Source organism: Ralstonia mannitolilytica, from assembly GCF_000954135.1.
Lineage (GTDB): Bacteria > Pseudomonadota > Gammaproteobacteria > Burkholderiales > Burkholderiaceae > Ralstonia > Ralstonia mannitolilytica.
This window is the reverse complement of the sequence record NZ_CP010799.1, coordinates 2522136-2534613: the sequence shown is the minus strand read 5'-3', so window position 1 is coordinate 2534613 and position 12478 is coordinate 2522136. Positions and strand designations below refer to the sequence as shown.

Below are 12478 nucleotides of genomic sequence, written 5' to 3'. Positions count from 1 at the left end.
CGATGACCGATATCGGACGCCTGGCCCACGTGATGCCAGCGCATACCCAGTTGCCTGTCACCGCCTACTTTGACGACGATCTGTTCGCGCTCGAACTCGACACCATCTTCAAGCAATCCGCCTGCTATGTCGGCAACGAGAAAGCCGTGCCGGAACCGGGCGACTGGCGCCGTCTTGCCCATGAGGGCGGCGGACGCGTGCTGGTGCGCAATGCCGGCGGCGTCGAGCTGATGTCGAACGTCTGCCGCCACCGGCAGGCGCTCATCCTCGGCGGCGAGGCCGGCAACGTCGCCGGCCCTGCCAATGTCACCGGCAATCTTCGCGCGGCGGGCGGCAACATCGTTTGCCCGCTGCACCGCTGGACCTACACCGATCGCGGTGAGCTGATCGGAGCCCCGCAGTTCGGCAGCACGCCGTGCAAGAACCTGCAGCGCTTCACGCTGCGCAACTGCCATGGGCTGCTGTTCGAAGGCCCGCGTGATCCGGCACGCGACATGGCGCCGTTGTTCGCGCGCCCGGAGTTCAACTTCGCCGACTACGTCCTCGACCACGTCGAGGTGCACCAGTGCAACTACAACTGGAAGACCTTCATCGAGGTTTATCTGGAGGACTACCACGTCGCGCCGTTTCACCCGGGACTGGGCCACTTCGTCACGTGCGACAACCTGGAGTGGGAGTTTGCCGACTGGTACAGCATGCAGCGCGTGGGCATCCACCAGGCGCTGAGCCAGCCCGGATCGGACGTGTACAGCGCATGGCATGACCGGCTGCTCGATTACCGTTGCGGCACATCGCCCGATTTCGGTGCCATCTGGGTGACGTACTTCCCGACCCACATGATCGAACTGTATCCGCATGTGCTGGTGCTCTCGACGTTGTATCCGAAGGGCCCGCAGGACACCGTCAACGTGGTCGAGTTCTACTACCCGGAAGAGATCGCCGCGTTCGAGCGCGAGTTTGTCGAAGCGCAGCGCGCGGCCTACATGGAAACGTGCGTCGAAGACGACGAGATCGGCGAGCGCATGGATGCCGGCCGCCGCGCATTGATGGCGCGCGGCGTGTCGGAAACCGGCCCGTACCAGTCGCCACTGGAAGATGGCATGCGGCATTTCCATGCGTGGTACCGCCGCATCATGGGCACGCTGCCCATTGCCGACGTGTGACCGGCAGGGGCGCGAATGGAGGGCATGCAGCGGTACAATCCGCTGCTTCCTTCCAGGGTGTTTCATGCCACGCGGCCTCGTTCTCGCCACGCCTCAGCTCACGCCGGACGGCACGCCGTTCTCCGCCGAGTACGACGACGTCTATCACAGCACTGAAGGCGGCCTGGCACAGGCACGGCACGTCTTTCTGGGCGGCAACGGACTGCCGGGGGCATGGCAGAGCAAGGGCGCATTCACCATCGTCGAGACCGGTTTCGGCCAGGGCCTGAACTTCCTGGCGACCTGGGCCGCGTGGCGCGATGACCCGCAGCGTTGCGCCCGGCTCGATTTCGTTTCCATCGAGAAGCATCCGTTCGATCGCCCGGGCCTGTCGGTCGTGCACCCGAAGCACGGAGCGCTTGCGCCACTGGCCGAGCAATTGCGGCAGGGGTGGCCCGTGCCGGTACCGGGCGTCCATCGCCTCGCATTCGAGCAAGGCCGCGTCACGCTGACGCTGCTGTTGGGCGATGCGATGGACATGCTGCCGCAACTCGCCTGCGCGGCCGACGCGTTCTATCTGGACGGCTTCTCGCCCGCCAAGAACCCGGACCTGTGGCAGCCGCGCGTGTTCAAGCAGCTCGCCCGCATTGCGCGCGCCGGTGCCACGCTCGCCACATATACCGCGGCGGGGTTCGTGAGGCGAGGGCTGCAGGAAGCCGGCTTCGAGGCGCGCAAGGCGCCCGGTTTCGGCACCAAGCGCGACATGACGGTCGCCCGGTTTCCGACGCACTGGCGCACGCGGCGCGGGCCGGCCGAAGCGCCGCTCTGGAGGGAGCGCCATGCCATCGTGCTGGGCGCCGGGCTCGCGGGCTGCTCCGTCGCCGAGCGCCTTGCCGCGCGCGGTTGGCGCATCACGCTCATCGATGCCAACGAGGGCCCCGCGCGCGGCACGTCGGCGCATCGGGCAGCGGCCATGCATCCGCATGTGTCCATCGACGACAGCGTGCTGTCCCGCCTCTCACGCGCGGGCAACCTGCTCGCGCGCCGCCACTGGGCAGCGCTCGACCAGGCCGGCTTTGCCACAGGCTTTCAGGCGACCGGCGTATTGCAGGTCGCCGAGAGCGCCGACGATGCCATCGAGCAGCAGCGCGTCGTACAGGCGCTCGGCTATCCCGCCGACTACATCACATGGCTCGATGCCACCCAAGCTGCCGAGCATGTCGGCGCGAGTGTGCCGCGCGGCGGCTGGTGGTTCGCGCAGGCAGGCTGGGTCGCGCCGCCCGACGTGTGCAGCGCCGCCTTGGCCGCCGCGGGCGGCGCCATCGAAGCGCATTGGAAGACGCGGGTGGAGGCGCTTGTGCAGGATGGCGCCCGATGGCAGATGCTGGACACCGAAGGCCGGGTGATTGCCGCGGCGCCGGTCGTCGTTCTCGCCAACGGTGTGGATGCCGCACGGCTGGCACCCCTGGCGTCGGCGTCACTCAAGCCGGTGCGCGGCCAGCTCACCGATGTTCCGATCGACGCGTTGCAACCGCACGTCGCGTGGCCCAGGGCGGTCGTCTGCGGCGACGGCTACCTGCTGCCCGCCGAGCCGGGCGCCGAGACCGTGCGGATCGGGTCTTCATTCCAGCCCGGCGACGTCGACCTTGCCGAGCGCGTTGCCGATCACGCGGCCAATCTTCAGCGCGCGGCGCGTCTGCAGCCAGCGCAAGCCGATGCCCTGGCGCGCGTCGACCCCGCACGGCTGCGCGGCTATGTCGGCTTGCGCTGCGTGTCGGCCAACCGGCTTCCGCTGATAGGCCCGGTTCCGGACGAAGCGGCGGCCGCGGCGCCCGGTTTTCGCCTGCGCGGGCCGCATGCGGCCGTGCCGCGTGTGCCGGGGCTGTACGCCGCGCTGGCCTATGGCTCCCGCGGCCTCACATGGTCGGTACTGGGCGCGGAGCTCCTCGCGGCACAGATCGACGGCGGACCGCTGCCGCTGGAAGCCGACCTGGCCGCAGCGCTCGACCCACGCCGTTTCATCCTGCGCGCGCTGCGCCACGGGCAGGGCGCCACCCGCGCTGAAACGGACCCCGCGGGCACGCTCGACTAGCGCACGATCTGTAGGGCTTTTCCAAGCGTTCCGACCCAAAAATCAGGGCTGGCGAGCGTTCCATGCCATAATATGCGTTTTGCGTTTGCCAGCCCGAACGCGCCCATTGCACCGTTCAAGCCGCCCATGCGGCCCGCGCGTCGCATTCGGTGCAAGCCCGGCAAGACCAAGAACTGAACCACGGCTGCTGCTGGCGCTGCGCCGTTCGACGCAACTTTCTTCTGAATCTGGAATTACGACCATGTCGACTGTCATTGAAAACCTCGGCAAACTCGATCGCAAGGTGACCCTGGCCGTCCCGAAGGCCGAAGTGGAGCAAGAGAAGCAAAGCCGTCTGGCGCGTCTGTCCAAGACCGTCAAGATGTCCGGCTTCCGCCCGGGCAAGGTGCCGATGAAGATGGTCGAAAAGCAGTACGGCCAGCAGGTTGAACTCGAGGTGCGCTTCGACAAGGCCGCCCGCCAGTTCTTCGACATCACGAACCAGCAGGGCGTGAAGGTTGCCGGCCAACCGCGCTTCGAACTGAAGACCGAAGGCGTGGCCGATGACCAGTTCGCCTTCGACGCCACCTTCGAGGTGTATCCGGAGGTGAAGATCGGCGACCTGGCCGGTGCAGAACTGACCCGCACCAAGACCGAGATCACCGACGCCGAAATCGACAAGACCATCGACATCCTGCGCAAGCAGCGCGTGCACTACCACCCGCGCGGCGAGGCCGGCGAGCACGGTGACGGCGGCGAAGCCGTCGCCCAGAACGGCGACCGCGTGACGGTGGACTTCGTCGGCACGATCGACGGCGTGGAGTTTGCCGGCGGCAAGGCCGAAGGCTTCAGCTTCGTGCTCGGCGAGGGCCGCATGCTGCCCGAGTTCGAGCAAGCCACGCTGGGCCTGAAGCGGGGCGAGTCGAAGACCTTCCCGCTGGCCTTCCCCGAGGACTACCACGGCAAGGACGTTGCCGGCAAGACCGCCGAGTTCACCGTCACGCTCAAGCAGGTCGAGTGGGCGCACCTGCCGGAAGTCAACGCGGCCTTCGCGCAATCGCTGGGCATCGCCGACGGCAACCTCGACAAGATGCGCGCCGACATCCGCGAAAACCTCGAGCGTGAAGTCAAGCGCCGCACGCACGCGCTGCTCAAGGATCAGGTGATGGAAACGCTGCTGAAGGTGGCCGAGCTGGACGTGCCGAAGTCGTTGGTCGAGCAAGACCAGGAGCGTCTGGTGGAAATGGCCCGCCGCGATCTGGAAGCGCGCGGCATGCCGAATGCCAAGAACATGCCGATCCCGGCCGAGATGTTTGCGCAGCAGGCCGAGCGCCGCGTGAAGCTGGGCCTGGTGCTGGCCGAAGTCGTGAAGGCCAACGGCCTGGAAGCGAAGCCGGAGCAGGTCAAGGCCGAGATCGAAGAGTTCGCCAAGAGCTACGAGGATCCGAAGGAAGTCATCCGCTGGTACTACGGCGACCAGCAGCGCCTGGCCGAGATGGAAGCCTACGTGCTCGAAAACAACGTGGTAAATTTTGTGTGCGACAAGGCCAAGGTCACCGACAAGACCGTGTCGTTCGAAGAGCTGACCGCCACGCCGGCGCAAGGCTGATTCGACCCGCTGAGTTTAAGCACCGGAGAACCGCATGATCCGCAATGAACTGATCGATCAACTCGCCCGCACCCAGGCTTCCGCGCTCGAAACGCAGGGGCTCGGTCTGGTGCCGATGGTGGTCGAGCAGTCTGGCCGCGGCGAGCGCGCCTATGACATCTACTCGCGCCTGCTCAAGGAGCGCGTGATCTTCATGGTGGGCGAGGTGAACGACCAGACTGCCAACCTCGTGGTGGCACAGCTGTTGTTCCTCGAAAGCGAGAACCCGGACAAGGACATCTCGCTGTACATCAACTCGCCCGGCGGGTCGGTGTCGTCCGGCCTGGCGATGTACGACACGATGCAGTTCATCAAGCCGGACGTGTCGACACTGTGCATGGGCATGGCCGCCAGCATGGGCGCCTTTCTGCTGGCAGCCGGTGCCAAGGGCAAGCGCCTGGCGCTGCCGAACTCGCGCATCATGATTCATCAGCCGCTGGGCGGTGCACGCGGTCAGGCTTCGGACATCGAAATCCAGGCCCGCGAGATTCTGTATCTGCGCGAGCGCCTGAACACGGTGCTCTCCGAGGTGACCGGCCAGCCGGTCGACAAGATCGCCCGCGATACCGATCGCGACAATTTCATGAGCGCCGAGCAGGCCAAGGAGTATGGCCTGATCGACCAGGTCATCAGCAAGCGCTGAAGTATCGGGAGGGCGCACGCGTGTGCACGGTAGCCGGTGTCGCGCGCGGCACACCGGCGGTTGCACCAAACATGTCAAGCGGTGTCAAAAACGAGGCTTCGCGCCTCGTTTTTGCTTTGTACAACACCTGCGGATCGTCGCCAGATAATTTGGCGTATGATGCTGCCAGGAACTACTGGTTATCGTTATGGCGGACAAGAAAGGCTCGACTGGCGAAAAGCTGCTGTACTGCTCGTTCTGCGGCAAGAGCCAGCATGAGGTCAAGAAACTGATTGCCGGCCCCTCGGTCTTCATCTGCGATGAATGTATCGACCTGTGCAACGAGATCATCCGGGATGAGGCCGCCATCTCCGAAAAGGAAGGTGGCCTGGCCGTCAAGTCCGACCTGCCCACGCCGCACGAGATTCGACAGAGCCTTGACCAATACGTGATTGGTCAGGAGCAGGCGAAGAAGATCCTGGCGGTTGCGGTCTACAACCATTACAAGCGTTTGAAGCACCTCGGCAAGAAGGACGATGTCGAGCTGTCCAAGAGCAACATTCTGCTCATCGGGCCGACCGGCTCGGGCAAGACCCTGCTTGCGCAAACGCTGGCACGTCTGCTGAACGTGCCCTTCGTCATCGCCGATGCCACCACGCTGACCGAAGCCGGCTACGTTGGCGAAGACGTCGAGAACATCATCCAGAAGCTGCTGCAGAACTGCAATTACGAGGTGGACAAGGCCCAGCGCGGCATCGTCTACATCGACGAGATCGACAAGATCTCGCGCAAGTCGGATAACCCTTCGATCACGCGGGATGTTTCCGGCGAAGGTGTGCAGCAGGCGTTGCTCAAGCTGATTGAAGGCACGATGGCGTCGGTTCCGCCGCAAGGTGGCCGCAAGCATCCTAACCAGGATTTCCTGCAAGTTGACACCACCAACATCCTTTTCATCTGCGGCGGGGCATTCGACGGTCTGGAGAAGATCATCATGCAGCGCTCGGACAAGACCGGCATCGGTTTTGGCGCGGAAGTGCAGAGCAAGGAAGAACGCGACGTCAACGAAGTGCTGCCCCAGGTGGAGCCGGAAGACCTGATCAAGTTCGGCCTGATTCCCGAGCTGATCGGCCGTCTGCCCGTGGTGGCGACGCTGGCCAAGCTCGATGAGGCAGCCCTCATGGAGATTCTGGTCGAGCCGAAGAATGCAATCGTCAAGCAGTATCAAAAGCTGCTGGCGATGGAAGGGGTGGAGCTGGAAATCCGTCCAAGCGCGCTGACGGCGATTGCCCGCAAGGCGATCAAGCGCAAGACGGGGGCGCGCGGTCTGCGTTCCATCGTCGAGCATGCGCTGATGGATGTGATGTATGACCTCCCTAACCACAAGGGCGTGCAGAAGGTGGTGATCGACGAGAGCACGATCTCCGGCGACGGCAAGCCCCTGCTGATTTACGAAGAGCAGCCCAAGGTTGCAGGTTCCAACTGAGAGCCGGCTCACGGCCCCACCGGGGCTGTGCTGGTTCTGACGCGAATGCTCGGCCGGGATGCGCCGTATGCGTCCCATGCAGGAAGCCGTTCGCACGCGAGCGGCTTTTTTTGCTTCGGGAAACCGGGTCGGCATGCGACTTGCAGCAACGGTCTTGTAAAAACGTTGCCGCGCCCAATTTAGCCCTTACATGACTTTCTGGGGAAAATAATGTCCGGAACCCAACTTTTACCCGCTGAGCAGATTCGCCTGCCGCTGTTGCCGCTGCGTGACGTGGTGGTGTTTCCGCACATGGTGATTCCGCTGTTCGTGGGGCGCCCCAAGTCCATCAAGGCGCTCGAAGCCGCGATGGAGGCGGGCAAGAGCATCATGCTGGTTGCCCAGAAGACGGCGGCCAAGGATGAGCCGACCGATAAGGACCTCTACGAGGTCGGCTGTATCGCCAACATCCTGCAGATGCTGAAGCTGCCGGACGGCACCGTGAAGGTGCTGGTCGAGGGCACGCAGCGCGCCAACATCCTGTCCGTCACCGACGACGAATCGCACTTTTTCTGCGAAGCCGTGCCCGTCGGTCCGGAGCCCACTGAATCGGCCGAGACCGAGGCGCTGCGTCGCGCCATCGTGTCGCAGTTCGATCAGTACGTGAAGCTGAACAAGAAGATTCCGCCGGAGATCCTGACCTCGCTGTCGGGCATCGACGAGCCGGGTCGTCTGGCGGATACGATCGCCGCGCATCTGCCGATCAAGCTCGAGCAGAAGCAGAAGATTCTCGAGATGTTCAACGTGACCGAACGTCTGGAGAGCCTGCTGTCGCAGCTGGAGGGCGAGATCGACATCCTGCAGGTGGAAAAGCGCATCCGCGGCCGCGTCAAGCGCCAGATGGAAAAGAGCCAGCGCGAGTACTACCTCAACGAGCAGGTCAAGGCCATCCAGAAGGAACTGGGCGAAGGCGAAGAAGGCGCCGATCTTGAAGAGCTGGACAAGAAGATCAAGGCCGCCCGCATGCCGAAGGAGGCCAAGAAGAAGGCCGAGTCCGAGTTCAAGAAGCTCAAGCTGATGTCGCCGATGTCGGCCGAGGCAACCGTCGTGCGCAACTACATCGACACGCTGGTCGGCTTGCCGTGGCGCAAGAAGAGCAAGGTCAACAATGACCTGGCCAACGCCGAGCAGGTGCTGGATCAGGATCACTACGGTCTGGAGAAGGTCAAGGAACGCATTCTCGAGTACCTCGCAGTGCAGCAGCGCGTCGAGAAGGTGAAGGCGCCGATCCTGTGCCTGGTGGGGCCGCCGGGCGTCGGTAAGACTTCGCTGGGCCAGTCGGTGGCGCGTGCGACGAACCGCAAGTTCGTGCGCATGGCGCTGGGTGGCGTGCGCGACGAGGCCGAAATTCGCGGCCACCGCCGTACGTACATCGGGTCGATGCCGGGCAAGATCCTGCAGAGCCTGACCAAGGTCGGCGTGCGCAATCCGCTGTTCCTGCTCGACGAGATCGACAAGATGGGTGCGGATTTCCGCGGCGACCCATCGTCGGCCCTGCTCGAAGTGCTGGATCCGGAACAGAACCACACGTTCCAGGATCATTACATCGAGGTGGACTTCGACCTGTCGGACGTGATGTTCGTGGCAACGTCGAACTCGCTGAACATCCCGGCGCCGCTGCTCGACCGGATGGAAGTGATTCGCCTGTCGGGCTACACGGAAGACGAGAAGGTCAACATCGCCCGCCGCTACTTGCTGCCCAAGCAGGTCAAGAACAATGGTCTGAAGACCGGCGAGATCGAGGTGACCGAAGCCGCGTTGCGCGACATCATCCGCTATTACACGCGGGAAGCCGGCGTGCGCTCGCTCGAGCGCGAGGTCTCGAAGATCTGCCGCAAGGTGGTCAAGCAGTTGCTGCTGAAGAAGGAAGCCGGCACGTCCGTGAAGGTGGATTCGGACAACCTGGACAAATTCCTAGGCGTGCGTCGCTTCGACTTTGGTCTGGCCGGCAAGGAAGATCAGGTCGGCCAGGTGACCGGCCTGGCATGGACGGAAGTGGGCGGCGATCTGCTGACCATCGAAGCCGCGCTGATGCCGGGCAAGGGCAACATCACCCGCACCGGTTCCTTGGGCGACGTGATGAAGGAGTCGGTCGAGGCTGCGCGCTCGGTGGTGCGTTCGCGTTCGGCGCGCCTGGGTATCAAGGATGAGATGTTCGAGAAGCGCGACATCCACATCCACGTGCCCGAAGGTGCGACGCCCAAGGACGGCCCGTCGGCAGGTATTGCGATGACGACGGCGCTGGTGTCGGTGCTGACCGGGATTCCGGTGCGCGCTGATGTGGCAATGACCGGCGAAATCACGCTGCGCGGCGAGGTGTTGCCGATCGGTGGCCTGAAGGAAAAGCTGCTGGCGGCTCACCGTGGTGGCATCAAGCTGGCACTGATTCCGGAAGAGAACGTCAAGGACCTGGCCGACATTCCGGACAACGTGAAGAACAGCATCGAGATCCAACCCGTACGGTGGATCGACAAGGTGCTGGAGCTCGCGCTGGTGCGCAAGCCCGAGCCGCTGCCCGAAGAGGAAGCCAAGCCGGCGCCCGCGAAGAGCGACGACGGCAAGGCGCAGGAGATGGTGCACCACTGACAACTCCAGCGTGTAGCGATTGAAAAAGGGCCCGACATGTTCGGGCCCTTTTTCTTTGTCGGGCGGCGGTGCGGTGTAGGCAGTTCTTCGCCTTGACACGTCGATAGGCGGCCACTTTAATGAATCCACACTGAGCGGGTGTTCGGGGAGGTGGCACGATGAACAAGACAGATCTGATCGACCATGTGGCGGCACAGACTGACATGTCAAAGGCTGCCGCCGGGCGCGCCATCGACGCGTTGATCGGCGGGATCAAGGACGCGTTGTGTGACGGCGGATCCGTCACGCTGGTCGGGTTCGGGACATTCCTGGTCGGCAAACGGTCTTCCCGCAACGGGCGCAACCCGCGCACGGGGGCCGCCATCACCATCGAGGGCGGCAAGGTTGCGAAATTCAAACCTGGCAAAGCGCTGAAAGATGCGCTAAACTAGCGGGCTTTGGTGCTTGCGGCTCGGGTGACAACGAACGCATGCGCCGGACAGTCCGGCTTGCGCCGGCAGTGCGAACGGGTGCTTAGCTCAGTTGGTAGAGCGGCGCCCTTACAAGGCGTAGGTCGGGAGTTCGAGCCTCTCAGCACCCACCATCGTTCGCAGTGCCGCTCTCGGCAGGTCGTGCAGTCCGACCCAATCTGGAGCGGTAGTTCAGTCGGTTAGAATACCGGCCTGTCACGCCGGGGGTCGCGGGTTCGAGTCCCGTCCGCTCCGCCAGAATTTGCACAAAGGCCCGATTCGTTCGGGCCTTTGTCTTTTCTGCGGCCGATGCATTGGCGTGTGCCTGTGCGTCGCGCCGCGATTGTCGGAGATGTCGGCGGCACCTGATAGAATCGCCGGATTTTCCATCTTCCCTTCACCCCCGGTCCAGCATGCTTGATTTCGTACGTACGCATCGGCGCTTGATGTTTCTGGTGCTGCTGATTCTGGTGTTCCCGTCGTTCGTGTTCTTTGGCGTGCAAAGCTATTCGAGCTTCATGGACAGCTCGCACGATGCCGCCAAGGTCGACGGCAAGGTCATCTCCACCAACGAAGTCGACGCGCGCGTGCGCGAGCAGACCGAACGCCTGCGCCAGATGCTGGGCGCCCAATATGATCCGCGCCAGTTCGAGGGCCCGCAGATGCGCCGTGACGTGCTGGACGGCATCATCCAGCAGCGCGTGCTCGCCAATGAAGTCGCGCGTGCAAATCTGAACGTGTCGAACGAAAAGATCCGCGACACGATCCTGCAGATTCCCGCTGTGGCCGCGCTGCGCAAGCCCGATGGCTCGTTCGATCAGGAAGCCTACGTGCGCCTGCTGGCCGCGCAGAACATGACGCCCGAGCAGCTGGAGGGCAACCTGCGCTTTGAACTGGCCCAGCAGCAGATTCCGCAATCGATCGTGTCGACGGCGTTCGTGCCGAAGTCGCTGGTCGACCGCCTGATCCAGGCGCGCGACCAGCAGCGCGAGGTGCAGGCGCTGCTGTTCAAGCCGGCGGACTATGCTGCCAAGGTCAATGCGGACGACAAGGCCATCCAGGCCTACTACGACGCGCACCAGCAGGAGTTCTCGGTGCCGGAACAGGTCAAGGCCGAGTACGTCGTGTTCTCGGGCGAAGACATGATGAAGCAGATTCCGGTCACGCCCGAGCAGATCAAGGAGTACTACGACCAGAACGCCGCGCGTTTCAAGACGCCGGAAGAGCGCCGTGCCGCCCACATCCTGATCAAGCTGCCGGACAACGCGAAGCCTGCCGACAAGGAGGCCGCCAGGAAGAAGGCCGAAGAAGTCCTGGCCGAGGTGCGCAAGAACCCGGCAAGTTTTGCCGAACTGGCCAGGAAGTACTCGGGCGATCCGGGCTCGGCGGCGCAGGGCGGGGAGCTCGGCTTTCTCGGCAAGGGCGCGACCGTGCCGGCGTTCGAGAACGCGCTGTTCGCGCTCAAGCAGCCGGGCGACATCAGCGACGTGGTGGAAAGCGATTTCGGTTTCCACATCATCAAGCTGGAAGAGGTGAAGGGCGGCGGCGTGCAGCCGCTGGAGGCGGTCAAGCCCGAGCTCGAGCGCGAGGTGCGTACGCAGTTGGCCAACAAGAAGTACTCCGAGTTGGCTGATGCATTCTCCAACACGGTTGAAGACCAGTCCGACAGCCTGAAGCCGGTGGCCGACAAGCTCAAGCTGCAGATCCAGACGGCCGACAACGTGACGCGCACGTCCAACCCGGCGCTGGCCAACAGCCCGGTCGCCAACGACAAGGTGCTCAAGGCCCTGTTTGCCGACGACGTGATCAAGAACCATCGCAACACGCCGGCCATCCAGGTGGGGCCGACCACGCTGGTGGCGGCCCGCGTGGTGGAATACCGCCCGGCGACGGTGAAGAAGCTGGCCGACGTGCGCGAACAGGTCAAGGCCAAGGTGATTGCTGAACAGTCCGCAGCGCTGGCCAAGAAGGCGGGCGAAGAAAAGCTGGCTGCCGTGAAGCAGAGCAACAGTGCCGAAGGCTTCGGCGCGGTGCAGACGGTGTCGCGCCAGCAGGCGCAGGGCACGCTTCCCGCGGCGCTCACCGCCATCTTGCGCGCCGACGCAAGCAAGCTGCCCACGACCATCGGTGTCGACCTGGGTGCCCAGGGCTATGCGCTGTACCGCATCAACAAGGTGCTGCCGCCGGCCAACGCAGATCAGGCGCGCCGTGCTGCCGATGCGCAGCAACTGGGGCAGGTGGCAGGCCAGGCCGAGTTCAACGCTTACTACGAAGCGTTGAAAGCACGCTCGAAGGTGAAGATCAACAATAGCGTGATCGACGCCGCCAAGCCCGCCAACACGGCAGACGACGCGTCCTGAAAGCACGCTGCTGCACCTAGCAGAAAAGCCCCCGTCGCAGGGGGCTTTTTCTTTTATGACGCGGCGGGTCCGGGCGCG

8 protein-coding genes and 2 tRNA genes are annotated in these 12478 nt (G+C 63.9%); all 10 read left to right on the top strand.

Features of this window, described 5'->3' with window-relative positions:
* Positions 1–2: 2 nt before the first annotated feature.
* The 10 genes from TK49_RS12000 (at position 3) to TK49_RS11955 (ending at position 12400) form a co-directional block, all read left to right on the top strand.
* Positions 3–1163: an aromatic ring-hydroxylating oxygenase subunit alpha gene (locus tag TK49_RS12000; protein ID WP_045786903.1), complete on the top strand. Its 1161-nt coding sequence runs from the start codon at positions 3–5 to the stop codon at positions 1161–1163.
* 64 nt (positions 1164–1227) lie between these two features.
* The gene (mnmC, locus tag TK49_RS11995) at positions 1228–3234 is read left to right on the top strand and encodes a bifunctional tRNA (5-methylaminomethyl-2-thiouridine)(34)-methyltransferase MnmC2/FAD-dependent 5-carboxymethylaminomethyl-2-thiouridine(34) oxidoreductase MnmC1 (RefSeq protein WP_045786902.1); all 2007 of its coding nucleotides are present in this window, start codon (positions 1228–1230) and stop codon (positions 3232–3234) included.
* Between the two features lie 241 nt (positions 3235–3475).
* The gene (tig, locus tag TK49_RS11990; RefSeq protein ID WP_045786901.1) at positions 3476–4822 is read left to right on the top strand and encodes a trigger factor; all 1347 of its coding nucleotides are present in this window, start codon (positions 3476–3478) and stop codon (positions 4820–4822) included.
* A gap of 34 nt (positions 4823–4856) precedes the next feature.
* Entirely contained in the window at positions 4857–5504 is a 648-nt protein-coding gene (gene clpP / locus TK49_RS11985) for an ATP-dependent Clp endopeptidase proteolytic subunit ClpP (RefSeq protein WP_045786900.1), read from the top strand.
* A gap of 187 nt (positions 5505–5691) precedes the next feature.
* Complete coding sequence (gene clpX, locus TK49_RS11980) at positions 5692–6966, top strand: ATP-dependent Clp protease ATP-binding subunit ClpX (RefSeq protein WP_045786899.1); 1275 nt, start codon at positions 5692–5694, stop codon at positions 6964–6966.
* A 210-nt stretch (positions 6967–7176) separates the two neighbouring features.
* Positions 7177–9591 carry an endopeptidase La gene (lon, locus tag TK49_RS11975; protein ID WP_045786898.1) on the top strand — a complete coding sequence of 805 codons (2415 nt, stop codon included), beginning with the start codon at positions 7177–7179 and terminating at the stop codon, positions 9589–9591.
* A gap of 158 nt (positions 9592–9749) precedes the next feature.
* Positions 9750–10022 (top strand): HU family DNA-binding protein, encoded by a 273-nt coding sequence (locus TK49_RS11970; protein ID WP_045786897.1) that lies wholly within the window; start codon positions 9750–9752, stop codon positions 10020–10022.
* A gap of 76 nt (positions 10023–10098) precedes the next feature.
* Positions 10099–10174 (top strand) — tRNA-Val (locus TK49_RS11965).
* Positions 10175–10221: 47 nt separating this feature from the next.
* A tRNA-Asp gene (locus TK49_RS11960) sits at positions 10222–10298 on the top strand.
* A gap of 155 nt (positions 10299–10453) precedes the next feature.
* On the top strand, positions 10454–12400 hold the full coding sequence (locus TK49_RS11955; protein ID WP_045786896.1) for a SurA N-terminal domain-containing protein: 1947 nt from the start codon (positions 10454–10456) through the stop codon (positions 12398–12400).
* Positions 12401–12478: the final 78 nt, after the last annotated feature.